This window comes from uncultured Cardiobacterium sp., assembly GCF_938028825.1.
Taxonomy (GTDB): Bacteria; Pseudomonadota; Gammaproteobacteria; order Cardiobacteriales; family Cardiobacteriaceae; genus Cardiobacterium.
The window spans coordinates 1-23542 of the sequence record NZ_CALIZP010000026.1 but is presented as its reverse complement, the minus strand read 5'-3'; the positions used below and the strand labels follow the sequence as shown (position 1 = coordinate 23542).

Annotated in this window: 26 protein-coding genes; 7 read left to right on the top strand and 19 right to left on the bottom strand. The window is 56.4% G+C overall.

Annotated features, from left to right (window positions below; genetic code table 11):
- Positions 1-156: 156 nt before the first annotated feature.
- The 9 genes from Q0562_RS04045 to Q0562_RS04005 form a co-directional block, all read right to left on the bottom strand.
- Complete coding sequence (locus tag Q0562_RS04045) at positions 157-1098, bottom strand: DUF1152 domain-containing protein (protein ID WP_298641502.1); 942 nt, start codon at positions 1096-1098, stop codon at positions 157-159.
- A 47-nt stretch (positions 1099-1145) separates the two neighbouring features.
- On the bottom strand, positions 1146-3002 hold the full coding sequence (typA, locus tag Q0562_RS04040) for a translational GTPase TypA (protein ID WP_298641499.1): 1857 nt from the start codon (positions 3000-3002) through the stop codon (positions 1146-1148).
- An 80-nt stretch (positions 3003-3082) separates the two neighbouring features.
- Entirely contained in the window at positions 3083-4513 is a 1431-nt protein-coding gene (gene gatB / locus Q0562_RS04035; protein WP_298641497.1) for an Asp-tRNA(Asn)/Glu-tRNA(Gln) amidotransferase subunit GatB, read from the bottom strand.
- A gap of 68 nt (positions 4514-4581) precedes the next feature.
- Positions 4582-6789 carry a type IV pilus secretin PilQ gene (pilQ, locus tag Q0562_RS04030; RefSeq protein WP_298641494.1) on the bottom strand — a complete coding sequence of 736 codons (2208 nt, stop codon included), beginning with the start codon at positions 6787-6789 and terminating at the stop codon, positions 4582-4584.
- A 16-nt stretch (positions 6790-6805) separates the two neighbouring features.
- Positions 6806-7387: a pilus assembly protein PilP gene (locus Q0562_RS04025; RefSeq protein ID WP_298641491.1), complete on the bottom strand. Its 582-nt coding sequence runs from the start codon at positions 7385-7387 to the stop codon at positions 6806-6808.
- Positions 7371-8021 carry a type 4a pilus biogenesis protein PilO gene (gene pilO, locus Q0562_RS04020; protein WP_298641488.1) on the bottom strand — a complete coding sequence of 217 codons (651 nt, stop codon included), beginning with the start codon at positions 8019-8021 and terminating at the stop codon, positions 7371-7373. Before pilO ends, Q0562_RS04025 begins: the two co-directional genes overlap by 17 nt.
- Positions 8018-8641: a PilN domain-containing protein gene (locus Q0562_RS04015; RefSeq protein ID WP_298641485.1), complete on the bottom strand. Its 624-nt coding sequence runs from the start codon at positions 8639-8641 to the stop codon at positions 8018-8020. The genes pilO and Q0562_RS04015 overlap by 4 nt, the downstream gene beginning before the upstream one ends.
- Positions 8641-9684, bottom strand: a complete 1044-nt coding sequence (gene pilM, locus Q0562_RS04010; RefSeq protein ID WP_298641482.1) for a type IV pilus assembly protein PilM — start codon at positions 9682-9684, stop codon at positions 8641-8643. Before pilM ends, Q0562_RS04015 begins: the two co-directional genes overlap by 1 nt.
- 548 nt (positions 9685-10232) lie before the next feature.
- Positions 10233-10475 carry a hypothetical protein gene (locus tag Q0562_RS04005; protein WP_298641479.1) on the bottom strand — a complete coding sequence of 81 codons (243 nt, stop codon included), beginning with the start codon at positions 10473-10475 and terminating at the stop codon, positions 10233-10235.
- Between the two features lie 31 nt (positions 10476-10506).
- On the opposite strand from Q0562_RS04005, the gene Q0562_RS04000 reads away from it, so the two are divergent.
- Together Q0562_RS04000 and Q0562_RS03995 are read left to right on the top strand one after the other, a co-directional pair.
- Entirely contained in the window at positions 10507-10815 is a 309-nt protein-coding gene (locus Q0562_RS04000; protein WP_298641477.1) for a hypothetical protein, read from the top strand.
- 175 nt (positions 10816-10990) lie between these two features.
- A complete protein-coding gene (locus Q0562_RS03995) occupies positions 10991-11137 on the top strand; it encodes a hypothetical protein (RefSeq protein WP_298641475.1) in 147 nt (48 codons plus the stop codon).
- 415 nt (positions 11138-11552) lie between these two features.
- Here Q0562_RS03995 and Q0562_RS03990 read toward each other — a convergent pair whose 3' ends face one another.
- Both Q0562_RS03990 and yihA read right to left on the bottom strand, forming a co-directional pair.
- Entirely contained in the window at positions 11553-12329 is a 777-nt protein-coding gene (locus Q0562_RS03990) for a TSUP family transporter (RefSeq protein WP_298641473.1), read from the bottom strand.
- The gene (gene yihA / locus Q0562_RS03985; RefSeq protein ID WP_298641471.1) at positions 12319-12930 is read right to left on the bottom strand and encodes a ribosome biogenesis GTP-binding protein YihA/YsxC; all 612 of its coding nucleotides are present in this window, start codon (positions 12928-12930) and stop codon (positions 12319-12321) included. Before yihA ends, Q0562_RS03990 begins: the two co-directional genes overlap by 11 nt.
- Before the next feature lie 83 nt (positions 12931-13013).
- Between yihA and Q0562_RS03980 the strand changes: the two genes are divergently transcribed.
- Genes Q0562_RS03980 through Q0562_RS03970 form a run of 3 tightly spaced genes read left to right on the top strand, consistent with a single transcriptional unit; the run spans position 13014 to position 14843 of the window.
- Positions 13014-13691, top strand: coding sequence for a c-type cytochrome (locus tag Q0562_RS03980; RefSeq protein WP_298641468.1), 678 nt, complete (start codon positions 13014-13016; stop codon positions 13689-13691).
- 1 nt (position 13692) lies between these two features.
- Entirely contained in the window at positions 13693-14148 is a 456-nt protein-coding gene (locus Q0562_RS03975; RefSeq protein WP_298641466.1) for a YcgN family cysteine cluster protein, read from the top strand.
- Between the two features lie 5 nt (positions 14149-14153).
- On the top strand, positions 14154-14843 hold the full coding sequence (locus tag Q0562_RS03970) for a cell division protein ZipA C-terminal FtsZ-binding domain-containing protein (protein WP_298641463.1): 690 nt from the start codon (positions 14154-14156) through the stop codon (positions 14841-14843).
- Between the two features lie 37 nt (positions 14844-14880).
- Here the strand turns inward: Q0562_RS03970 and Q0562_RS03965 are convergent, their stop codons facing one another.
- Complete coding sequence (locus tag Q0562_RS03965) at positions 14881-15258, bottom strand: hypothetical protein (RefSeq protein WP_298641461.1); 378 nt, start codon at positions 15256-15258, stop codon at positions 14881-14883.
- Between the two features lie 85 nt (positions 15259-15343).
- Here Q0562_RS03965 and Q0562_RS03960 point away from each other — a divergent pair, with 85 nt between their 5' ends.
- Both Q0562_RS03960 and speG read left to right on the top strand, forming a co-directional pair.
- Positions 15344-17035: a hypothetical protein gene (locus Q0562_RS03960; protein WP_298641458.1), complete on the top strand. Its 1692-nt coding sequence runs from the start codon at positions 15344-15346 to the stop codon at positions 17033-17035.
- An 18-nt stretch (positions 17036-17053) separates the two neighbouring features.
- Entirely contained in the window at positions 17054-17629 is a 576-nt protein-coding gene (gene speG, locus Q0562_RS03955) for a spermidine N1-acetyltransferase (RefSeq protein ID WP_366144696.1), read from the top strand.
- A gap of 87 nt (positions 17630-17716) precedes the next feature.
- On the opposite strand, the gene Q0562_RS03950 is transcribed toward speG, so the two are convergent.
- The 7 genes from Q0562_RS03950 to Q0562_RS03920 form a co-directional block, all read right to left on the bottom strand.
- On the bottom strand, positions 17717-18154 hold the full coding sequence (locus Q0562_RS03950; RefSeq protein WP_298641452.1) for a ClpXP protease specificity-enhancing factor: 438 nt from the start codon (positions 18152-18154) through the stop codon (positions 17717-17719).
- Positions 18151-18789 carry a glutathione S-transferase N-terminal domain-containing protein gene (locus Q0562_RS03945; protein ID WP_298641449.1) on the bottom strand — a complete coding sequence of 213 codons (639 nt, stop codon included), beginning with the start codon at positions 18787-18789 and terminating at the stop codon, positions 18151-18153. Before Q0562_RS03945 ends, Q0562_RS03950 begins: the two co-directional genes overlap by 4 nt.
- A gap of 13 nt (positions 18790-18802) precedes the next feature.
- Positions 18803-19594, bottom strand: a complete 792-nt coding sequence (locus tag Q0562_RS03940) for a cytochrome c1 (RefSeq protein ID WP_298641447.1) — start codon at positions 19592-19594, stop codon at positions 18803-18805.
- Entirely contained in the window at positions 19591-20844 is a 1254-nt protein-coding gene (locus tag Q0562_RS03935) for a cytochrome bc complex cytochrome b subunit (protein ID WP_298641444.1), read from the bottom strand. The genes Q0562_RS03940 and Q0562_RS03935 overlap by 4 nt, the downstream gene beginning before the upstream one ends.
- Positions 20837-21481 carry a ubiquinol-cytochrome c reductase iron-sulfur subunit gene (gene petA, locus Q0562_RS03930; protein WP_298641442.1) on the bottom strand — a complete coding sequence of 215 codons (645 nt, stop codon included), beginning with the start codon at positions 21479-21481 and terminating at the stop codon, positions 20837-20839. The genes Q0562_RS03935 and petA overlap by 8 nt, the downstream gene beginning before the upstream one ends.
- 129 nt (positions 21482-21610) lie before the next feature.
- Complete coding sequence (locus Q0562_RS03925) at positions 21611-22354, bottom strand: Nif3-like dinuclear metal center hexameric protein (protein WP_298641440.1); 744 nt, start codon at positions 22352-22354, stop codon at positions 21611-21613.
- A 61-nt stretch (positions 22355-22415) separates the two neighbouring features.
- On the bottom strand, positions 22416-23369 hold the full coding sequence (locus Q0562_RS03920; protein ID WP_298641438.1) for an IS110 family transposase: 954 nt from the start codon (positions 23367-23369) through the stop codon (positions 22416-22418).
- Between the last annotated feature and the right edge of the window lie 173 nt (positions 23370-23542).

The following is a 23542-nucleotide window of genomic DNA, read 5'->3' as shown; positions in this document are numbered from 1 at the left end:
CCGCTTGGCGACGTGTCCTGTGGTTTCGCCGCTTGGCGACGTGTCCTGTGGTTTCACACAAAAAAATCCGACGCTGGCGCGCCGGATTTTTTTGTATCTGCCGTCAGGCGGCAGATGCCTCCTTGCAATGGGGGTTCTTTTTTCGGGGGTTCGGTGTCAGATGGGTAAGTCGCGGCGTTCTGCGCGGCGCGGTTGTGCTGCGCGCGCGGCGAGGTAGGCGGCAAGGTATTCGTCCATGTTCTGACTGGTTTCTACGGCGGCGCGGAAGGTCAGGCGGGCGGCAACGGCGTTCAGGTCGAAGTACCAGTACAGTGGCATCAGCGGGTTGATGAATTGTTCGCTGCCACGGGTGCGCGCGCTGCTGTGGTGGTCGCCGAAGGCGCCGCGCATGGCACTGGCGATGGCGTTGTTGATGATGCTTTTGTGGCTCGGCAGGCGTTCGTTGAGTGTGTGGATGAGGTCAAGGTAGGCGGCGCCTTCAGGCATTTCTGCGCTCAGGCTGTGGCTGCCGAGGTAAGCGCCAAGGGCGGTGAGGTCAGCGATGTTGTGCAGCAGTGGGTAGTGATCCAGGCCTTGTTCGATGCCGAAGGCGTTGACGCTGAGGTAAGCAGCCGGGTAGTCCGCGCCTGCGGCGGCAATGACGGACAGGGAGTCTTCGACAAGGGTGCCGACGCCGGTTTCGTCGCCGCGCATGAGGCAGTCCGTGCCGCCGTCCACGAGGAGGAGGGTATCCAGCCGGTGTTCTTCGCGCAGGTAGCGGTAGGCGGCACGCAGCGGCTGTACGCCGAGGCGGTTGCTGTAGGCGTATATTTGCGGTGCGGTTTCGCCTTGTTGTTTAAGCCAGTCGTAGAGGTGTTTTTCGGGAAAGTACGGCATCGGCGCGGGGGTGTCGTCGATGCGGTAGCAGCCCGGGCTGGGTTGGGCGCAGTCGGTGAAGTCGAGTTGGGTGAAAGACAGGTTGGCAAAGACGACGGTCTTTCCTTGCGCGCGCAGGTAGTGCCAGAGCGGGATGGCACTGGCGACGTCGTATCCGCCGCCACAGCCGGCAAGCAGGACGCGGTGGCTGTGGGCAAGGCGGTTGAAGATGGGAAGTTGCATTTGTGTTCAGGGCGGGGTGTTGCCCCGCCCTGCCCTCGTCTGTGGTGTTACCGCTTCGCTTTTTTCCGATCGTTTTCGGTGAGCAGTTTTTTGCGGATGCGCACGGATTTGGGCGTGACTTCGACAAGTTCGTCGTCGTCGATAAATTCCAGCGCCTGTTCGAGGGTGTTGCGGATCGGCGGGGTGAGGATGAGGTTTTCGTCCGAGCCCGCCGCGCGGATGTTGGTCAGTTGTTTGGCTTTGAGCGGGTTGACGGTGAGGTCGTTGTCGCGGCTGTGGATGCCGATGACCATGCCTTCGTACACTTCGTCGCCGTGGCCGATGAAGAGGCGACCGCGATCTTGCAGGTTGAAGAGGGCGTAGGCCAGCGCTTTGCCAGTCGCCATCGAGATGAGTACGCCGTTATGCCGCGTTTTGCCCAAGCCTTCTTTTTTCGGCGCGTAGTGGTCGAAGGTCTGGAATTTGAGGCCGCTGCCGGAGGTGAGGGTCATGAATTCGGTCTGAAAGCCGATGAGGCCGCGCGTCGGGATGAGGTATTCGAGGCGGATGCGACCTTTGCCGTCCGGCACCATGTTGCGCAGTTCACCTTTGCGCTCGCCCATGCGCTCCATCACCGCGCCCTGGTGTTGTTCGTCAAGGTCAAGGACGACGAATTCGTAGGGTTCGTGGATTTCGCCGTCGATCTCTTTGTAGATGACTTCGGGACGCGAGACGCCGAGTTCGTAGCCTTCGCGGCGCATGGTTTCGATGAGCACGGAGAGGTGCAGTTCGCCCCGGCCGCTGACTTTGAATTTGTCAGGGTCGTCCATTTCTTCAACACGCAAGGCGACGTTGTGGATGAGTTCGCGCTCCAGGCGTTCTTTGATTTGCCGACTGGTGACGAATTTGCCTTCGCGCCCGGCGAAGGGGGAGTTGTTGACCTGGAAGGTCATGCTCATGGTCGGCTCGTCCACGGAGAGGTGCGGCAGGGCTTCGATGTGGTTCGGGTCGCAGAGGGTGTCGGAGATGTAGAGCGGGTCGATGCCGGTAAAAGAGATGATGTCGCCGGCGGCGGCGCTGTCAACTTCGACTTTTTCCAGGCCGAGGAATTTGTAGATTTGCAGGACGCGGCCGTTACGCACGTCGCCGTCGCGGCCAATGATTTTGACTTGGGTGTTGCCGCTGATGCTGCCGCGCTCGATGCGGCCGATGCCGATGACGCCGGTGTAGCTGGAGTAGTCGAGCGAGGAGACTTGCATGCGGAAGGGTTTGTCGCGTTCGACTTGCGGCGGTTTGACGTGGTTGACGATGGCTTCGAAGAGCGGGGTCATGTCGCCGCTGCGGATGTCGGGGTTGTCGCCGGCGTAGCCGTTCAGGCCGGAGGCGTAGATGATGGGGAAGTCGAGTTGTTCGTCGGTGGCACCGAGGCGATCGAAGAGGTCGAAGGTTTCGTTCAGCACCCAGTCGGCCCGTGCGCCGGGGCGGTCGATTTTGTTGATGACGACGATGGGGTTCAGCCCCATGTCGAAGGCTTTTTGGGTGACGAAGCGGGTTTGCGGCATGGGGCCGTCCATGGCGTCCACCAGGAGGAGGACGCTGTCCACCATGGAGAGGACGCGCTCGACTTCGCCCCCGAAGTCGGCGTGTCCGGGGGTGTCCACGATGTTGATTTGGTAGTCTTTCCAGCGGATGGCGGTGTTTTTCGCCATGATGGTGATGCCGCGTTCGCGTTCGAGGTCCATGGAGTCCATCATGCGTTCGTAGACTTCGGCGCGCTCGGCAAGGGTGTCGGATTGGCGGAAGAGTTGGTCAACGAGGGTGGTTTTGCCGTGGTCAACGTGGGCGACGATGGCGATGTTGCGGATTTTGTTTACGTCTTGGATATCAGTCACGGGGTTCTCGGTTGGTTTGTGTTTTTGTTGCATAAAGAACGCCGCTGGTGCGGCGTCTTCTTAGGTTGGCAATTATAGCGCTTCATGGTAGGCATGGGCTGTCCCGCTTGCCGTCAGGCTTTGAGTTTTTCTTGCAGCAGGGCGTTGACGGTTTTCGGATTCGCCTGTCCCTGCGAGCGTTTCAGCACTTGTCCGGTGAGGAAGCCGAGCATTTTGCCCTGTCCGGCGCGGTAGGCGGCGACTTGTTCGGGGTGTGCGGCGATGACTTCGTCCACCCAGGCGGCGATTTGTCCGTCGTCATTCACTTGGCGCAGGCCTTGCGCGTCAATCAGTTCGTCCGCCGTGGCATCCCCCGCCCACAGTTGCGGCAGCAGTTTTTTCGCGGCAGAGGCGGAGATGGTGTTGTCCTGTACGCGTTGCAGCAGGCCGGCGAAGCGTTCAACGGTAAGCGGGATGTCTTTGATGCTGCCCGCATGTTCGTTGTACAGCCGCGCAAATTCGCCCTGCATCCAGTTGGCTGCCAGTTTGCCGTCACCACAGGCAGCGGTCAGCGTGTCGTAGTAGTCCGCCATGTCGCGCGTTTGCAGGATGAACTGGATGGCGTCGGCATCGAGGCCGTAAGCCTGCCGGTAGCGCGCCGCCCGTGCCTGCGGCAGCTCCGGCAGCATGGCGCGCGTTTCTGCAATCCATTCCGGCGCGAGGTCAAGCGGCAGCAAGTCGGGGTCGGGGAAGTAGCGGTAATCGTTGGCTTCTTCCTTGCTGCGCATGGTGCGGGTTTCCATGCGGTCGGGGTCGAAGAGGCGGGTTTCCTGCTCGACGGCTTTGCCGCTGTCCATCAGCTCGCTCTGCCGCTCGATTTCCAGGTTGATCGCCTGCTCGACGAAGCGGAAGGAGTTGATGTTTTTCAGCTCGACGCGCGGGTTGAGTTCGTTACTGCCCGCTACCCGGATGGAGACGTTGGCATCGCAGCGGAAGGAGCCTTCCTGCATGTTGCCGTCGCTGATGCCGAGGTAACGCACGAGGTGGTGCAACTGGCGCATATAGGCCACCGCTTCCGCCGCCGAACGCAAGTCCGGTTCGGAAACCAGCTCGATCAGCGGCACACCGGCGCGGTTGAGGTCAATGCCGGTGCGGTCGGAAAAGGCATCGTGTACAGACTTACCCGCGTCTTCTTCCAGCTGGCCACGGTTGATGCGCACTTCGCGCACGCCGTCCGCCGTTTCTACCGTCACCACGCCGCCGCGAATGATGGCGTCGTCCAACTGGCTGATTTGATAACCCTTCGGCAGGTCGGGGTAAAAATAATTCTTGCGCATGAAGAAGGCATGCGGATTGATTGCCGCGCCAATCGCCAGCCCGAACAGCGTCGCAAACCGCACCGCCTGCGCGTTCAACACCGGCAGTACACCCGGATACCCCAGGTCGATTTCATTGACATGGGCATTCGGCTCCGCGCCGAATGCCGCAGAAGCGGGAGAAAAGAGCTTGCTGGCGGTCGCCAGTTGAATATGCAGTTCCAGACCAATCACGGGTTCATAGCGCATGGGGATATCCTCAAAAAGAAAGCCCCACCAAGGTGGGGCAGAAGTGGTATGGAAAGTGTAATTGCTGTTTAACGACCTGGCAAGTTGGAGAACTTGTCGTTATCCACCAAGCGCTTGTCCACAATACGCGGGGTGACGAAGATCAGCATTTCGCTCTTGTCAAAAGTGCGTGAATTTTTCTTGAAGGCATTGCCGATAACCGGAATATCGCCCAACAGCGGTACTTTGTTTGTGGAGGCACGCTGTGTTTGTTTATACACGCCACCCAAGACGATTGTTTCACCATTATCCACCAGGACATTGGTTTTCACACCGCTGATATTCTTGGAGAATTGCGTCTCGCCTGCTACCGAGACATTATTGCCCAGTTCATCATTATTGATGTTCAGTTCCATATCGACCATGTTATTCGGCGCGATACGCGGAGTAACATTGAGACGCAGGGAAGCAGTCACGGTTTCGAGGTTATTCGTGCCATCATCATCTTTGGTGATAATCGGGACTTCAGTACCGGACCACACTTCGGCAACCGCACCATCTTGGGTCACAACGCGCGGGCTGGAAAGGATTTCCACGCGTCCTTCAGTTTGCAAGGCAGAAAGTTCCAAATCTACCAGGAAATCGCCACTCAGGATGGACAGACCATAGCTGGCCGGGTTCCCAGCCGTACCACCGGTAACCGGCATATTGACCCCCAAGCGGTTGGACAAATCGGGCATGGTTCTCGGGGTAGTTCTATTCAGCGTATCAACGGCAAATTGCGTTGTTGCCTCATTTCTGCCACTGCCAACAACAAGGCTGTTTGAATTGGGATTAACAAAAGATACACCGAAGCGGGCACCCAAATCGCGGGCATAGTTGTCTTCCGTGAGGACAATACGGGAATCAATCAACACTTGTTTGACCGGTTTATCCAGTTCGGCAACCAGTTCGCGAACGGCTTGAATCTTCTCCGGGATATCATTGACAATAAGGGTATTGGTCCTTTCATCAACCGATACCGAACCACGATCGGAAAGAATGGAATCTACAGTATTATTATAAGAAGTGTTAGATGAAGATGACGAGTTTTTCTTAGCTTCTTCTATGAGCTTCTTCAGATCCGTTGCCCGCGCAAATTGCACCTGAATGCGGTCAATACGCGTAGGCGTCAGATCTCTTTTCTCTTTAAGCGTTGTGAGAACTTTCAGTTCCGAGTCTCTTAATTCATCCAAGGTAGCAACATAGATAACACCGCCACTTTCCCGTTTATCCAATCCTTTGGTTTTCAGGATAATATCTAGCGCCTGATCCCAAGGCACATTATCCAAACGTAGCGTAATATTACCGGTTACGCCATCACTGACCACGATATTGTTCTTGGTAAATTCCGAGATAATCTGCAAGACGGCACGCACTTCAATATCCTGGAAATTCAGAGATAACGGCTCGCCTCTGTATTGTTTGCCACTGCCAAAACCCAGCATTTCCTGCACTTTGCGGTCTTGAAGGCTTTGTGCCGGCTTTCTGATTTCTATCGTATAAGCTGTACCACTTTGGTAATTGACGAATTCATAAGCATTACCGCCCATGTCCAGGGTAATCTTGGCACCACGTCCTGCTCTTTGGATTGTTGCCGTATTGACCGGTGTGCTGTAATCGCGCACATCCAGCTGCTTTTGTTCGTTGTTGGCGATACTGATACCCGGAATTTCGGCCACGACACGATTACCGTCTTTGCGTAAATTCACGACTGTATCAGGTGAAGGAAGATTGAAAGTAAACTGGGCACCGTTGCCGTTCCCCAACTTGTTGAACTTGGGAGCAAGCGCAGTAACCGTATTGACTCCCCGGCCAACCGTTGCCGTACCGGTACCGACCTGCCTGTTAACAGCGCCCCGGAATCCACCGGCTGCATTATTATTTGCCGGTCTTGCTACCCGCCCGGTATTGGCGGCCACACTGACGACAACATCCTGTCCTTGCAGACTGACGTTATATGTCGTCGGTGCTGACAGATTGATGACTGCGCGCGTACGTCCCTGCCCCGGAATAACCTCGACGTTATAAATGCCATTTTGGGCGACATCCACGCTGCGCGTTTTCATGCCGGAAGAGGTATTGGGAAAATCCAGTACGATGGAAGAATCCGAGTTGAAAGCCTGCGGCTTGACACCGGCATTTTTGAATACCACCTGATAGCCGCCTGCACCACTGCCATGTTCTACACCAGTGATACTGGCTGCATACAGACCGGAAGAGAGAAGCAGCAAGCTGCCGGTAAAAATGTGTTTCATATCCATGACCTCTAAATTAATAAGTAAACAGCTCTAAAATGGCAATACGGTTTTGCCAACCACGTGGTACCCGATATTTCTCACGTACTACGACCTGATCCGGTTTGATGGAGACAATCAGGCCGTTATTCTTGCCCATATATTCGCCTTGCATTGCATTGACGACCCCAGCATCGGGCGTTTGGATCAAAGCAGCCCGCCGCTGGTTTTTCTTGACTACGGTACCCACCATCCATAATTGATCCATCTCATAATTCTCGAGGAAATACTTTTCATGCGGTACGGGGGCACCATCACCACAATCATCATCACCACATGTGTCCTTGGTACTGTCTGCCGGTATAGTCGCATCTACAACGAAGGACTTTAAGGCAAACGGATCCGCATCTGCCGCAGTGTACACATAGGGGTGATATTCCTGATTGACCGGTAATGCTCCCAAATCCAGATTGGGACTGGGTTTGACCGTATTTTGTGTATTCTGCACAAACTGAGCTGCTTCTGACTCGGGATTATCTCCAATAAACCCCGTGGCAAATGCTATTGTGAGTGGTAATATCGCAAACTTGCACAATACCGACTTATTGTCCATTTGCATTCTCCCCTCCAATATTCTTGAGTTGATTTACATCCTGCTTGAGAAATTCATCCAGGTTCTGGTTGTAAACGTATGTCTGTAACTGACTTTTAATGGACAGTTTACTCGGATCTTTCTCATCAATTTTAATCGACATATCAGAAACATTCAGGATACGTTGCAATGCTGATATCCGGCCGGTAAAGTGAGAGTAATTTGCATACTTGGTATCTGTATCCAAATCAATGGGTTTGACGTCGTAAAATCCCCGTTTTACGTCAAGTTTTGGCTGGAACAGGTTGAAAATAATATTGTTGTCGATACCTGCCGCATAAACACTGTCTATCAGGTTGGGCATTTCCTCTTCTGAAGGCAAAAACTCCAATAATGATTTCAAGATCTCGACCAATTCGGCAGAACGCTCCTGATATTTGGGCAAATCCTGTGTGTATTGGTACAGTTGTTTATACTTTGCTTCCAGCCCCTCAATTTCGGTTTGATTGGCACTTTGTTGTTCCACCAGGGGTTCTCTGGCAAATTTGTTGTAAACAAATGCGCCAATACCTACGATAGCAACCCAAAGGATGACTTTATAATAAATCGGCCATGTCCCCATATTGCCGGTGTCTAATTGGCCCGGAGATACAAATTTCATCCCTGTCCTCCTTCTGTTGTATTATTGGCGGATGCCTGCTTGACTTTTACATGGATAACAAACTCTTTCACTTCACTACCCGATGGTACCGTAAAGCTTTTATCATCACTGATGTTTCCGCTGATTCTTTCCACGTTGGCCGGTGGCGCAAAATGGGGAAATTTTTCCATATTGCGGATAAATTGAGCTACTGCGCTGTCATTCATGGCAATACCCCTGATAGCAACATTTCCAAGCTGGTCAGTTTCGCCGGATTTGTAGTCAATGGATCGTAAAAAGATACTTTCCGGTGTGTTTGTTGCTACATAATCAAGCATCTCGGTCACCAAACCGCGCTGTGCCTGCAAGCCCTGGATAACCGTTATCTGGCGGTTTACTTCCTCGTTGAGCAGTTTCAGGCGCTCTATCTCTTTTTCTGCATTGGATAGTTTGGCAGTTTCGGCTTTTATGTATTCCTTTGCTGTTTCCTGTTGCTCGATATATCTATTTTGCAGCCAGTAATCAGCGCCCAGTGCCAAAGCGCTCGCTATGATGATGAACACAGTTGCGTATGTGAACCCTTTTCTTTGCTCTTCGCGGCGCTGTGCCCGCCACGGTTGCAGGTTAAATTTTCTAGCCATTAGTTTGTGCCTTCCATCGCCAAGCCTATTGCCAAGGCATGATTGATGCCAGACTGCAATGTTTCGTCAGATCGTTGCGAACCGGGCAGTTTGATGTACGGTGCCAGATTCAGCAGTCTGATATTGTGGGAAACGTTTGCAGCACCCAGTGCCTCCACGAAGCCGCTCAGTCGCGCGCCGCCGCCGGTCAGATAGATTGCCCTGAGCGGTTCCGGGCTTTCGCTGACGTTGTTGGCTTCGTAAAAGTCCATCGCCAAATGCAGCTGCTCTGTAAAGGTCTGTACATATGGGGTCAGGACCAAATCTTTATATTCATCGCCGAAGCTGCGGCCGATTTTGCGGTTTTCTGCCGATTCGGCATCTATATCGAAAACGTCCATGATGATTTCGTTCACGGTGTTGCCACCGATTTGCTGTTCGCGACTGAACAGCAGCTCGCCCCCTTTGCAGACGTAAAAACGGCTGCGGTTAAAGCCGATATCAATCAGCATGACGCGCCCGTTTTTACCGACAGCGCTGTCATTCCTGACAACATAATTCAGCACGCGGTTGAAGGCGAAAGCATCAACATCCACTTGCGGTGCGACAAACGTTTTCGGCAGGTTGTTCAGAAGTGCGGTCTTTTCATCGGCCACGTCGCGACGTACGGCAACGACGAGTCTGGTTCCTTTTTTGTTTGGCACTTCATCGAAGTCGAAATAGACCTGATCCATGCCGAAGGGGATGGCGTCGTTCAATTCAAGTTCAACAGCACCTTCCAGTTCGTTGCCGCGTAAACCCGCATCCACAGTGACTTCCCGCATAATGGCGTCGCCGGTATTGATGTGCAGCACCGGCAACCCTTTGGAAAGTTTTTGTTTTTTCAGGGTAGCGGCAACGATTCTGCCCAAGGTGGCACGATCCCGCTGCTGGCGCACATCCGGCGGTATCACTTCATAAGCGAGGTGATTGGCGGTAAAACTTTTGCCGGACTGTTTGACCAGGGCAATCTTGATGCTGTATTGCCCGATATCTACCCCGATAATCTCAGGTTTTCCCAACATATGTCATAACTCCTTTTAAGCCTGCCGTTCGGATGAGGCGGTCTGGCAAGACAATGCGAGGCGTCGTTCTGCCAAGTCCGCTCCGTTGCCGGGTCTCATCGTTACAACAGTCTTCAAACGTTCTTATCAAATCCCAAGCTCAATTTAGCCACTTTCTGAACAAAAATCAATATTCGGTTAGTCTTTTATTAAGCATTCTGCAATGTTTCAGGCCATGCTTATGAAGAATAAGGGAAATTTCTTCGTGTCCGAAAAACAACAAATTTCGCGTGGGCGTATTGTAACATAAATTTCATGTTTGGCTGCACAAGATACGCTTGCATTCCGGTGCAGAACCTGCCACGCTTGGGGAATGGGCAGAACGACAAGCATCCCGCGTTAACGGGATGTCATGTTGCAGAAAGTGTTTTTCAGCCGGGCAACGGGTGCGCCACTGCTCCGGCGAGCCGCTTCACCGCTCGTATCCGCTTCTGCTGCCGCACCCATCAATTCCCGCGCCGATGAAGCACAGGTCTTTGCTGTTCATGCCGACGGTTCGCGGCAAGTTCCTATTGACGATGATTGGGAAAGGCCCATTCCCGGCATCCTGCCGGTATCGGCGGGAGTGCGACGTATAAACGTGATGCCACAGGCGATTCTTCACAAGCCCTCAGGTAGCGGGGGCGGGTGCCGTTATCCAGCAGCGGCTCGGCGAGGCGGCACCATTCTTTGCGCACCTTGTCGTGGGCGGGGACGTTGTAGGGATAGCAGGGCCATGCCACCCATGCGCGCTTGAGATATTCGTTTGCCATCTGGACAGTGCAGATGTGCTGATTTCACCAGATGAAGATCATCGCCCGTTACCTGACCAAGAAGCCGAAAAGCGGGGCAGCACGCGAGCTGCGGGCACTTGCGCTGACACGCACGGACAGCACCAAAGACCGCTTTACCGCGAACCTGCATGACTGGCTGCTGCGGCACGAAGCCTTCCTGAACAAACGCAGCGTGAACGTAGAGACAGACAGATCGCAAACGGGCTCCCATGAATCCATGTCACAACATGGATTCATGGGGAAGCGACTACACGCACAAGAAGCTGCGCAGTGCCTGCCACAGCCTGAAATGCCGTCTGCCGTGGCTGTTTGCCTTTGAGGATTTTCCCGTGTCGGGCATCCCGAACACAACCAACTTGCCGGAAGGGAAATTCGGCGACATGAAGCGGCTTTTGCAGTCCCATCACGGGCTGAAAAGGGCGAATAAGATACTGTTCACAAAAGATTATTTTGTGAATGAATGACCGAAGAAACCCTTTTTTGTCCATTACGTCGTGTTTAACACCACCAACATCGGCCGCGACATCCGCGAGAAATGGACGGACCTCTTCGCCCACCTCCACCTGCACTACCTCGAAGTGCCCTACACCCAACTGCTGCAACAAACCGCAACCGTGCCCACCCCGTACCGGAAGCCGTGATCAGCCGCCTGCTCGACAAACTGGACATCCCCGTACAGCGAAGCACGCGATGTGCAATATCTCGTCGGCGGCAACTGATACCAAAATCCTTCGTGCGCGACAAAAAGGAAGAACCCTCTTCCCCCGCGTGACCGAAAACCGAAAGGGGGAATCATGACGGCGTCATGGGAAAGGGCAATAACAAATCTTGGCGTGTAAAAAGCCAAGCCCGTCTTCTTCTTACTGCCCTTTGTTCCCGCTGTTCATGGCGTATAGGTAGCGTTTTTCACTCAACACTTCGCCGCGACTACCGCTGTTCTACCGCCGGGATGGCGTGATTTTCACTACATGATCAACCCGATAACCCGGCATCCAATCAAACCGCCGCGATGCCGATAGTCAACAGCGCCGGGGAGGTGCCTTCGCTGCCTGCGCGCTACAACCAGAAGCGGTAAGCCAGATAGCCGCTCATCAACAGCGACATCACGATCACCGCCGGACGGATCAGGCGGTTGCCCTTGCTGAGGATCAGACCGGCTGCCAGACGCGCGCCGAGCAACTGTCCGCCCGCCATCGTCAGGCCGACCAGCCACAGTACCCGCCCACCGGCCAGGAACACAAACAGCGATACCAGATTGGTGGTGGCGTTGTACGCTTTCGCTTCAATCGTCGCGTTTTGCAGGGTGTAGCCGCGCAAAGCAATCAGGGCCAGCATCAGGAAACTGCCCGTCCCTGGCCCCAAAAAACCGTCATAAAAACCAAGCGGGAACAACGTGCTGCCAACGAAAAACCAAAAAGGCAGGCGTGCTTCCCGCTCCACCTCGCCCAGTGACGGCATGAAAACAAAGACCAGGGCAACCAGCATCAAAAGCAGCGGCAACCCCTTCTGCAACAGCGACGGCGACAACAACTGCACCACCCACGCGCCAAGCGCCGCACCCAGCGCGCAAGCAAGCATTCCCGGCCACAACCTGCGGAAATGAATCTGCCCGCGCCGGACGAAATACCATGTCGCCGACAGCGTGCCGAAGCTGCCCTGCAACTTGTTCGTCGCCAGCGCCGCATCCGGCGGCAGCACCGCCATCAACGCCGGTACCGTCAACATCCCGCCGCCACCGGCCAGCGTATCGACAAAGCCCGCCAGCATCCCGGCCAGAAACAGCGGCAACAATACCCACGGCGACAACCCCGCACTCAGCAGTTCATGCAACATCATGGGCTCCCATCCAGTTATCCAGTTGCGCCACCAGTTCCGGCAGCCCCTGCCGCTTCAAACTGGAAAACAGCTGCACCGAAAACGGCGCATTCCAGTTCACCAGCTCGCTGCGTACCGCCTGCAACTGCTTCCCAGCCGCGCCGCGCCCCAATTTATCGGCCTTCGTCAGCAGCACATGCGCGGGCAACTGCCGCTCGGCACAACATTCCAGCATACGGATATCCAGTTCCTTCATCGGATGGCGGATATCCATCAGCAGCACCACCCCGCGCAACGGCACACGCGACAATAAATAGTGCCCCAGCAATGCCTGCCAGTGCGCCCGCACCGCCTCAGGCACCTCGGCATAACCATACCCCGGCAAATCGACCAGAAAACACCCCGCATCGGGCAGGGTAAAAAAATTGATGAGCTGCGTCCGCCCCGGCGTCCGCGACACCCGCGCCAGCGCCCGCTGATTCGTCAACACATTCAACGCGCTTGACTTGCCCGCATTCGACCGTCCGGCAAAGGCAATCTCGATGCGGGAATCAGGCGGCAACTGCGCCTCGCAATTGGCGGAAAAAGCAAAAACCGCCTGCTGGTAACGACTATTCATCTCTTGTAAAATACAGAAAAACCGCCTGAAATTCTATATCAGGCCTCTGACAAACAACAAAGAAAAATCTTGCGGAGCAAGTCATGAAAAAAGGCATAGTGACAATCCTGACCATCGCCGCCGCCACCCTGGCACAAGCGGCCGACATCAAAGCAGGGGAAGAAAAAGCAGTCGTCTGTGTGGCCTGTCACGGGCCGGGCGGCGTCAGCATCAGCCCCGAATGGCCCTCTCTCGCGGGACAAGGTCAAAAATACCTGGAAAAACAACTGCGCGAATTCAAAAGTGGCGAACGCCCCAACATCATCATGCAACCACAAGCCGCCCTGCTTTCCGACGAAGACATCGTCAATATCGCCGCCTACTTCGCCGCCCAAGCCCCGGCACCGGCAGCCACCGAAGGGGCGGGCGAAAACCCCGAAGAACTGCTGGCGCTTGGTGAAGCCCTCTACCGTGGCGGCGACATCAGCCAGAACATCCCCGCCTGCCTCGCCTGCCACGGCCCCGCCGGAGACGGCATCGAACCCGCCGCCTTCCCGCGCGTATCCGGCCAGCACGCCAAATACACCCGCACCCAGCTGGATGCCTTCAAAACGGCGGCACTCATCGACCAGCAGGCCAGCGAAACCGACCCGGCCACCCTTGTCGTGCGCGGCAACGATCCGAACGGCATGATGCGGGATGTGGCAGAAAAACTCACCCCCAAACAAATCGAAGCCGTCGCCCGCTACATGCAGGGACTGCACATGCCGGAAGCCCCCTGAATTGCAGCAACACAACGAACCGTGGTGGGACAAGCCGCTTGACCGCCTGACCGACCAACAATGGGAAGCACTTTGCGATGGATGCGGCCTGTGCTGCCTGAACAAAATGGAAGACATTGATACGGGAGAAGTGTACTTCTCCCGTGTTGCTTGCAAACTGCTGGACATCCGCAGCGGCCGCTGCCGCGACTACCCCTGCCGCCACACCCAAGTACCGGATTGCCTGAGCCTGCGCGAACTGCCGCGCCAAGACTACACCTGGTTACCGCCAAGCTGCGCCTACCGCTTGCGTCACGAAGGCAAAAAACTGCCCGACTGGCACTACCTCGTCTGCGGGGACAAAAAAGAAATCCACCGCCGACACCGCAGCGTGCGCCACTTTGCCCTCAGCGAAAACGAAGGCCACGCCATAGACGACTACCTCATGTACCGTCTCGAAGACATACTCGGAGCCTAGGAACCATGACCAACCCATCCGTACTGTTACTGCGCATCACCCTCGCCATCATCATCCTCGTCGCCATCGCCGGCACCGCCTTCATGATCAAACGCCAGCGCGACCGTGAACGTGCCACCCAGGACGGGCATCCCAAATACCGGAGTTCAAGCATTGATGCCCCGCCTGCCGGCACCGGGCACAAAACCGGCCGTCTCAACCCCGGCATCTTCGGCAAAAACAAAAACAGCCCCCCGCCCGCCCCACGGGGCAAACCGCCCGAACTCATCATCCCGCTCACCATCATGGCGCCGAACGGCCGCCCGTTCAGCGGTAAAACCATTGTCCGCCTCGTCCAGACCTTCGGTCTGCAATATTCGCCCAACCAGACCTACGAACTCATAACGGGCGGGCGCGAAATCTTCTGCACCATGCTCGACGTGCGTCGCCCCGGTATCTTCCCGCAAAACCCGGACAGCGCCGAGCGCAACTACGAAGGCATCATGCTCATCCTGCAACTGCCTGTCAGCCAGGAACCCGTCAAAGACTGGGAAACCTTCTGCGCCCTCGTGCACGAAATGGCGGGACACTGCGACGGGCGCCTCGGGGACCACAAACGCCGCACGCTCGACGACCGCGCCTTCGCCCGCTATCGCAAAAACATCGAAGCCTACGAACAGCAATACCAGAACTGGCAACGCCGCCAGCACGCCTGACCCTTCCCCGAAAAGACGCTGCTTGCAGCGTCTTTTTTCATCCCTTGCCCAAACCCTTCGTACGCAACAAAAAACGAAGAACCCCGGCAGGAAGCCGCTTGCATGAACCGCCTTCTCCCGCTGGCAGGGAAAGGGGCGCACTGCGAAGGAAGAAGGAAAGAAAATACGGGAAACCATCAAAAGAAATTTGGTGGTGGCCTGAAAGTATGCTCAACGAATTTGCCAATAGCACAGACAGAAAGTCCGGGGGAATTTTCCCTTTGTTTTCATGGCTGAAAGAGCCAACACTAAACCTGCCCGGTTCTTGCTGTTTCCAAGCGGCATGCTTTTCAGGCCACCACCAGAAATTTTTGCCGCGTGCAAAGACCAAAAGCAAAAATATCTGCCGCAGGGCGGGTTCATCCCGCTTTTTCATGGCAGGGCATCAGCAGCGGCGCATTGACAGCCACCATGCCCGGGATTATGGTAAACGCGTTTCCCGCAGCCCGCACAGGTGTCCCATGTTCAAAAAAACCGCCCTGCTCACCGCGCTCATCCTCGCCGCCCATGTTCACGCCGTGGATACGCCCGACGGCTGGCACAGCCACCGCGACAACGGCATGACCACCTACATCCCGGACGACGCCGACGGCCGCATCATCATGCTCAGCGCCCTCGACCTGCTGCCTGGCGACGGCCGCGACACCGCCGCCTGGCTGGCGCAAATGGCCGAACAGCTCGCGCCCAACTACGGCAAGCTGCTTGACCGTGGCAATGTGAAAAGCGACGGCGATCGCGCCAACATCAGCTACCGCATCGAAATATCGGGCAAGCCCGTCGCCATCAACTTCACCGCCTTCCCCGCCGCAGGCGGCAACCTGCGCCTCATCCAGATACTCGCCGAAGAAGACCCCGCCCTCCTGCGCGACCATATGGACACCGTCAAGCGCCTTATCTCGGCCTACTACGCTGAAGGAGACAGCGTCGAAACCAGTGCGGCCGCCACGGCACAAGCGGCGGAAAAACCCGCCGTCAAACCCGCCGCCACCACGCAGGGCGGACCCAAACCCGTCACCAGCAACAGCAAAGAAAGCGACGCCCTGCTCGCCGGCCTCAAGCGCGACAACATGACTATCGGCGGCGCACTCACCTACGGCGACTACGACTGCGCCGTGCAGATGGACAAAGGCATGAAATACACCCTCTCGCTCTACGACAACGGCCAGTACCGCATCACGGGTGACGGCAGCAGCGACGGCGAATACCAATACAGCCCGAGTGGCTACATCAACGTGAACGACGACGTTTTCCTCTACAACCACACCTCAACTTTCGGCCACGGCGTGCGCGAACTCGCCTTCTACTTCACCGACCACGGCAAACCCGGCCTCTACGGACAAAATATTGCCAACAACATCATCGTCGTCTGTGCATACAGCGGCGCAGCGAAGGGGCCATCGCCCGCGCAGGAAGCCGTTGACCGTGCCGAAGCCGCGCGCTTCAAATGGATGACGGCACCGGGACAGGGCGTGCAGGCCAAAGACATCGAAGCCGTCCTCTTCCACGGTGAGGCCGAATACTTCGGCACGGACATAACCTTTGTCGAAACACAATACCTGCTGCTCAAAGACGGCTGGGCGTACGACAACCTGCAAGTACCGCCTGCCGATCTCGACGTTGCCGCCTCACGCCGGCACGAGCCCGAACATTGGCGGCGCTGGCGCAAACAGGGCGATAACTACCAATACGAAAAAGACGGCCAATGGCAAGCCTACGACGCCACACCCGTGCGCCCGGGCAAAGCGGGAGAAACCCTGGATGGCACCTACACCTACAGCACGTCCAGCGGTACCCTCTATACCGGCAGCCACGTCTCCTTCTCCTACCTCACCTTCGGCAAAGACGGCAGTTTCAGCAGAAGCAGGTACAGTTCCAGCGCCTCGTCGAACTATATCGACTCCTCCACCTTTGCCAACAGCGAAGGCGTCGTCAGCGGTGTGTACGACGGCTTCCAGGATTCTGGCACTGTCACCGTCGGCAGCACAGGAACCGGTGGCAAAGGCGAAGAGCGTCCCGGTCACTACAAAATCGACGGCTACACCATCGAACTGACCGGCCCCGACGGCAAGACCGAGCGCAAACTGTTCTTCTTCTGGGCGGACGACAAAAACATCAGCGTCGGCGGCACAACCTACTCCCGCGAGGACAAATAAGTGTTCAAAAAAGACAGCATCACCGCGCCCTCCCCCGCATCCGCTATCCGCCTGCGCCCGCTCGAACGCGGCGATCTCTACTTCGTGCACCGCCTAGACAACAACGCCAACGTGATGCGCTACTGGTTTGAAGAACCCTATGAAACCTTCGACGAACTGACGCACCTCTACGACGAACACATCCGCGACCAGCGCGAACGCCGCTTCGTCATCGAATACGGTTCGGACGAAGGCGGCAAACGCAACAACATCGCCGGCCTGGTCGAACTCGTCGAAATCGACCATATCCACCGCCGCGCCGAATACCAAATCATCGTCGCGCCTGACTATCAGGGCAAAGGCATCGCCACCCGCGCCACCGAGCTAGCACTGGAATACGGCTTCAGCGTGCTGAACCTCTACAAAATCTACCTCATCGTCGATGTGGAAAACGCGGGCGCCCGGCACGTGTACGAGAAAATAGGCTTTCAGGTCGAAGGCACACTACGCCACGAATTTTTTATCAACGGCCAGTACCGCGACGTCACGCGGATGTGCTTCTTCCAGCACGAATACCTGCACCGGGCGCAGACCGCCGGGGGAGAAAGCTGCTGACGCGTTCCCGGCGGCATCCAGGCGCGCTGCCAACCGTGCACCGCCACCGCCTGCAAAAGCACAACGCCCGCGAAAGCGGGCGTTGCTTCATTTGATGATGCGCAGATGACTGCCACCGGCGGGCGGATCGGGATTGTCCGGGGCTTTGTCGGCGTCATCACGCGCCGCTTGCCGTGTGTTCTTCGGTCCCGCTTCGATGTCGTCGGCAACAGGCAGGCTGATGCCTTCACCGTTCTCCCGCGCAACCAGTGAGGCGACGGCTGCCATCGCGACCCAGACTTGATGGGACTTGCCGCCAAAGCGGGTGTGGAAGGTGATGTTGTCATCTTCGATTTGCAGGTTGGCGGTTGCCTGCGGCGAGATGTTCAGCACCAGCATGTTTTCTTGCAGCAGGTGTTGCGGCACGCCGTGTACCCAGCCTGCGCCGGGCGCAGCGACGACGAGGTGCGGGGTGCAATCGTTATCCACGATCCATTGGTAGATGGCGCGCAGCAGATAAGGCTTGCGGTCGCTCATCCCGCTCATGCGTCGCTCCGCAGCGCGGCTTCCTGTTTGGAGAGCGAGTTCTTGAAATAGTCTTTGCCAAAGTGGAAGTCCATGTAATGCTGGATGGTCGAGGCTGCTTTCGGCAGCTCGATTTCCAGGCTTTCCAGACGCCACAGGATGGGCAGGACGCAGCAGTCCAGCAGGCTGATTTCGCTGCCGACAAGGTAATCGCGTCCTTTGAACATCGGCGACATCAGCAGCACGGACTCGCGCAGGTGTTTTTGTGCCGCTTTTTTCTTGGCAGGCGTCAGTTTGGCATGTTGCAGTTGATCGGCGGGCTGGTACCAGTTGGTTTCCAGCTCGTAGCAGAAGAGGCGGATTTTGGCTTTGAGGTTGGCCTCGATCGGCATCAAGGCCGGATGCGGGAAGCGTTCGTCCAGGTATTCGCTCACCACGCGTTCGTCAAAGAGCACAAGGTCGCGGTCTATCAGGGTGGGTAGGCGGCCGGTCGGGTTGATTTCGATGAGATCGGCCGGAATGTTGTCCGGATCAATTTCGACGTAATCGATTTCCTGGTCTTTCAGTTGGCACACCAGCCGGATACGGTGGCTGGCGGCATGAATGGGGCTGCCGAACAATGCCAGCCCGCCCCGTTTTTGGCTCACGATACTCATAGGGTCCTTTGTGTTAATGGATGTCGCGCCAGTACTCTTTTTTCAGCAGGTAGAAGATCATGGTGAGGAAGGCAAGGAATGCCAGTACCCACGGCCCCATACGCATTCTGTCCAGCGCGGATGGATCGGAAACGTAGCTGAGGAAGTTGGTAATGTCGTACACCACCTGGTCGTAGGCTGCTTTGTTTTTGGCAGGGTCTTCTTTGTTCAGGATACCCGGCACAATCACCTCAAAGCCTTCCAGAGTGCTGTGTTTTTCACATTGTTCTTTGCCGTCAACGGTCTCGCAGGTTTCGCTTTCGTGATAGACCGGCTGCTGGATGCCTTGCAGTTCCCATAACGGGTTCGGCATGCTGGCTCCGGCAAAGACGGAGTTGTTGAAGCCGAGTGGACGGCTGTCGTCGCGGTAGAAGCCGCGCAGGTAGTTGTAAATGTAGGTCCCGCTCTTGGCCCGCGCTGTCAGCGACAGGTCGGGCGGTGTCTGCCCGAACCATTTGAGTCCTTCACCGGCGCTCATGCCGGTGTGCATTTGTTCTACCGCTTTGGCACCAGTGAAGATAAGGTTTTTCGCCCCGATTTCCGGGTCGATTTCCAGGTCTTTAAACATGCGGTTGTAGCGCTGGTATTGCAGCGAGTGGCAACCGGAGCAGTAATTGACGAAGTATTTGGCGCCGTTTTGCAGCGAGACTTTGTCTTTCAGGTTGGCCTGGAAGGGATCGTTCGGATAGGTTGCCGTGCCGCCGGAGGCGAATGCGGCTTGCGCCAGTGTCGCGGTCAGCAGGATGAGGATTTTCTTGGCGTTCATTTGGTCACCCGTGTCGGTACCGGTTTGGTTTTGTCGAGTTTGCTGTATATCGGCATCAGCAGGAAGAAGGCGAAATAGACAGCGGTGAAGGACTGTGCCAACAGGGTCACGGTATTGGTCGGCTGCATGGTGCCGAGTTTGGTCAGCGTCAGGAAGGCGATGACGAAAAGCCCGAGTGCCACGCGCGAGATCCAGCCTTTGTAGCGGATGGATTTGACTGGTGAGCGATCCAGCCACGGCACGATGAAGATCATGCCGACGGCGGCGAACATGGCGATGACGCCCCACAGTTTGGCCGGGATGCCGAACCAGTCCCAAGTCATCGCGCGCAGGATGGAGTAGAAGGCACCGAAGTACCAGACCGGGGCGATGTGTTCCGGGGTGACTTGCGCGTTCGCGGGTTCGAAGTTGGCGAGTTCGAGAAAGTAGCCGCCGAATTCGGGCATATAAAAGATGATGCCGGCGAAAATCATGAAGAAGAAGCCGAAGCCGACCAGATCCTTGATGGTGAGGTAGGGGTGGAAGGGGACACCGTCCAGCGGTACGCCGCGTTCGTCGAGATGCTCTTTGATTTCGATGCCGTCCGGATTGAGCGAGCCGACTTCGTGCAGCGCAATGATGTGCGCGGCGACAAGCATCACCAGCACCAGCGGGATGAGGATGACGTGCAGCGAGAAGAAGCGGTTCAGCGTCGCGTCGGAGATGTAGAAGTCGCCCTGGATGAAGGTGACGATGGCATCGCCGACAATGGGGATGGCGCTAAACAGCGAGATGATGACGTTTGCACCCCAGTAGGAAGTTTGTCCCCACGGCAACAGGTAGCCCATGAAGGCTTCCGCCATCAGCGCGAGGAAGATGAGCGCGCCGAAGAGCCAGACGAGTTCGCGCGGCTTGCGGTAGGAACCGTACATCAGGCCACGGAACATGTGCATATAGACACAGATGAAGAAGAAAGAGGCACCGGTCGAGTGCATGTAACGGATAAGCCAGCCGAATTCGACATCGCGCATGATGTATTCGACACTGGCGAAGGCTTCGGTGGCACTCGGCTTGTAGAACATCGCCAGCCAGATGCCAGTGAGGATCTGGTTGACCAGCACGACGAGGGCAAGGGAGCCGAAGAGATACCAGAAGTTGAAGTTTTTGGCCGCGTAGTAGCGGTCCATGTGGTCGTGCCAGAGCAGGGTCAGCGGGAAGCGGTTGTCAATCCAGCCGAGCAGTCCGGTGGTTTTGTACGGGTTACTAGCCATTTTGTCCTCCTTCGCTGCTGGCACCGACGACGACGAGGTTGTCGTTCTTGAAGTTGTAAGGCGGGATGGTCAGATTGGTCGGCGCGGGTACGCCTTTGTACACGCGGCCAGCGTAGTCGAATTTGGAGCCGTGGCAGGGGCAGAAGAAGCCGCCTTCCCAAGTGGCATCACCACGCACTTCCCGCCCTTCGGCTCGGGATTGCAGTTTCGGTGCACAGCCCAGGTGAGTGCAGATGCCGAGCATGACAAGAACGTCCTTGCGCTCGGCGCGCCATTCGTTTTGTGCGTATTCGGGCTGGATGGATTCTTTGGAATCGGGGTCGCGCAGATCGCCGCCGACTTGCGGCAGGGTGGCCAGCATGTCGTCGGTGCGGCGCAGGACATACACCACTTTCCCTTGCCAGAGGACGGTCTGCATCGCGCCCGCTTCGAGTTTGGTGATATCCACTTCGACCGGGGCACCAACGGCTTTGGCGCGCTCGCTCGGTAGCCAGCTTTTCAGAAAGGGGACGGCGACGAAACCGGCGCCGACGGCTGTCGCGCCTGTTGTTGCCGCAATCAGCATTTTGCGGCGCCCCGGATTTTCTACGGGGTGTGCCGGGATAAATGCCGGTTTGAGGTTCGCTGCATTGCTCATGATTCTTCTCCGCGCATCGATGGTTCTATCAATACGGCGTGTTGCCTGGGGTTAAGTTATTTTTTCGGGATGGGTATCTTAGCAAAATCTCACGTTTTGCACATGGTGGGAAATTTGTCCGCTGCCGCTTCAGAACGGGTTGGCTTCGTCGAAGAAGGCGACATCGAGGGCGAAGGTGGCGGCGAGGTGCTCGCCGAGGGCGCGGATGCCTGCGCGCTCGCTCGCATGGTGGCCGCAACTGATGTAGGCGCAGCCGCTTTCGCGTGCTTCGTGGTAGCTGCGTTCGGCGTATTCGCCGCTGATGTAGGCTTGCGCACCTTCTGCCGCCGCCTGTTGTAGATAGTCTTGTGCCGCGCCGGTACACCAGGCGATGTGGGTGAGGACATCCGTGCCGCCGCCGACGGCAAGCGGGATGCGGTTAAGGTCGTGGGCGAGGCGGTCAAGCAGGGCAGACAGCATAATTGGACGGATGCGGGCGTGCCAGATAAGCGGTTCGGCGGCGGATTGCCACACGGTGCCACAATCGAAGTGGCGGGCGAAGAGGGCGTTGTTGCCAAGTTCTGCGTGCTGGTCGAGCGGCAGGTGATAGGCGATGAGGTTGATGTCGTGCGCAAGGAGGGCGGCGATGCGCTGTTTTTTGATGCCGGTAATGGCGGGCGCTTCGCCTTTCCAGAAGTAGCCGTGGTGAACGAGCAGGGCGTCTGCCTGTTGGGCAATGGCGGCTTCAATGACTGCTTGCGAGGCGGTAACGGCAGTGGTGATGCGCCGGATTTCCGTTTTGCCTTCGATTTGGATGCCGTTGGGTGCGTAGTCGCGGTAACGGCTGCTTTGTAGGTAGTCGTTGAGGTAGGTGTGTAGTTCGTCTCGATGCATGGTTTGTTTCCTGGTTTCGTACACAACAAGTAATCTGCCGCCAAGGTACTGTAACCAACTGTCAATGCTTCAATGCTAATTCCGGGTTAAATGGTTGATTTTCCTTGATTATTTTGTAGGCGTAAGTCGCCAATTTGCGCATCATAATGCTGTACACGACTTTTGGATGCCGCGTCTGCATCATCTCCCTGGCCCAGTCTCTAAACACCCTCGACCTCAAACAGGCCGACCGGGCAGGCATGTACAACATCTTGCGCAAATACCTATCCCCCATCTTGCTCAACTTGCCCCGGCGGCGTACATCGCCCGACTCGCGTCGATAGGGCGAGAGACCCAAGTAAGAGACAAAATGCTTGGCGCTCGGAAAGCGCTCGATGCTCGCTAACGGCGACAGCAAGGCTGACGCCGTTATCTCGCCGATGCCGGGGATGGTCTGCATCAGTTCAAACTTCCCCCGCAAGTCTGCGTCCTCGGCTATCAGTTCTTGCAGCTTCTTGCGTTGCATCGCAATTTCTTCCGCCAAATGTCGCAACAGGGTGGCGTGCGATTCGCGCATGTCTTCGTCCGCCTCTTTCTGGCGATTCTGTTCTGCAACGTGCATTTTGGTTAGTTGTTCGATGCGGCGATTTATCTGCCGTATCCGTCGGCTTGCCTCTGTTGGCGCTTGCCACAGCGGCGGCTTGTGCACTTTGCAATAACGCGCAATCAGTTTGGCATCTTCACTATCCGTCTTGTTCCGGGTGAGCTCTTGCAACGCATACTGCTTGATGGTCAGCGGATTGACGACGCTGACGTCATAACCGGCTTCGGCCAGCGCCACCGCCGCCCCGAAATAGTACGACCCGGTATATTCGCAGCAGATGTGCACTTTTTTATGGCGCTTGCGCTTGATGATGGTGATCAGCTTTTGCCACCCCTCAGCATCATTTACGACCTCGTGGCGTTCGTAGTCCTCGCCTTTGAGGATTTGTACGTCGATGCGGTGTTTGCTGATGTCCAAGCCTATGTAGATCATTGGTAATCCTTACGATTCGGGCTTTGTTGCCCAGGGTACTGTTTGTGCATCAACCTTGGCGACGGGTTATTATCCCAAGCGACGATAGGTTCGATGTTTTATCAGGCTAGCCGAGCAATGCAACAAAAGCAGGGGTAAGCCATGTTCCAGGCGTTCTACATCATCCAGCGGCT

Bases quoted from the DNA above. Each gene is read 5' to 3' on its own strand.
- Q0562_RS04025 (WP_298641491.1), bottom strand. From the start codon at position 7,387: ATGCAAATGGACAATAAGTCGGTATTGTGCAAGTTTGCGATATTACCA.
- typA (WP_298641499.1), bottom strand. From the start codon at position 3,002: ATGCAACAAAAACACAAACCAACCGAGAACCCCGTGACTGATATCCAA.
- Q0562_RS03965 (WP_298641461.1), bottom strand. From the start codon at position 15,258: ATGAAAAAGCGGGATGAACCCGCCCTGCGGCAGATATTTTTGCTTTTG.
- pilM (WP_298641482.1), bottom strand. From the start codon at position 9,684: ATGTTGGGAAAACCTGAGATTATCGGGGTAGATATCGGGCAATACAGC.
- Q0562_RS03970 (WP_298641463.1), top strand. From the start codon at position 14,154: ATGACCAACCCATCCGTACTGTTACTGCGCATCACCCTCGCCATCATC.
- Q0562_RS03980 (WP_298641468.1), top strand. From the start codon at position 13,014: ATGAAAAAAGGCATAGTGACAATCCTGACCATCGCCGCCGCCACCCTG.
- Q0562_RS04015 (WP_298641485.1), bottom strand. From the start codon at position 8,641: ATGGCTAGAAAATTTAACCTGCAACCGTGGCGGGCACAGCGCCGCGAA.
- Q0562_RS03950 (WP_298641452.1), bottom strand. From the start codon at position 18,154: ATGAGCGGGATGAGCGACCGCAAGCCTTATCTGCTGCGCGCCATCTAC.
- pilO (WP_298641488.1), bottom strand. From the start codon at position 8,021: ATGAAATTTGTATCTCCGGGCCAATTAGACACCGGCAATATGGGGACA.
- gatB (WP_298641497.1), bottom strand. From the start codon at position 4,513: ATGCGCTATGAACCCGTGATTGGTCTGGAACTGCATATTCAACTGGCG.
- Q0562_RS03945 (WP_298641449.1), bottom strand. From the start codon at position 18,789: ATGAGTATCGTGAGCCAAAAACGGGGCGGGCTGGCATTGTTCGGCAGC.
- Q0562_RS04000 (WP_298641477.1), top strand. From the start codon at position 10,507: ATGAAGATCATCGCCCGTTACCTGACCAAGAAGCCGAAAAGCGGGGCA.
- pilQ (WP_298641494.1), bottom strand. From the start codon at position 6,789: ATGAAACACATTTTTACCGGCAGCTTGCTGCTTCTCTCTTCCGGTCTG.
- Q0562_RS03990 (WP_298641473.1), bottom strand. From the start codon at position 12,329: ATGTTGCATGAACTGCTGAGTGCGGGGTTGTCGCCGTGGGTATTGTTG.
- Q0562_RS03935 (WP_298641444.1), bottom strand. From the start codon at position 20,844: ATGGCTAGTAACCCGTACAAAACCACCGGACTGCTCGGCTGGATTGAC.
- Q0562_RS03960 (WP_298641458.1), top strand. From the start codon at position 15,344: ATGTTCAAAAAAACCGCCCTGCTCACCGCGCTCATCCTCGCCGCCCAT.
- Q0562_RS03920 (WP_298641438.1), bottom strand. From the start codon at position 23,369: ATGATCTACATAGGCTTGGACATCAGCAAACACCGCATCGACGTACAA.
- Q0562_RS04045 (WP_298641502.1), bottom strand. From the start codon at position 1,098: ATGCAACTTCCCATCTTCAACCGCCTTGCCCACAGCCACCGCGTCCTG.
- yihA (WP_298641471.1), bottom strand. From the start codon at position 12,930: ATGAATAGTCGTTACCAGCAGGCGGTTTTTGCTTTTTCCGCCAATTGC.
- Q0562_RS03940 (WP_298641447.1), bottom strand. From the start codon at position 19,594: ATGAACGCCAAGAAAATCCTCATCCTGCTGACCGCGACACTGGCGCAA.
- petA (WP_298641442.1), bottom strand. From the start codon at position 21,481: ATGAGCAATGCAGCGAACCTCAAACCGGCATTTATCCCGGCACACCCC.
- Q0562_RS04005 (WP_298641479.1), bottom strand. From the start codon at position 10,475: ATGGCAAACGAATATCTCAAGCGCGCATGGGTGGCATGGCCCTGCTAT.
- Q0562_RS03925 (WP_298641440.1), bottom strand. From the start codon at position 22,354: ATGCATCGAGACGAACTACACACCTACCTCAACGACTACCTACAAAGC.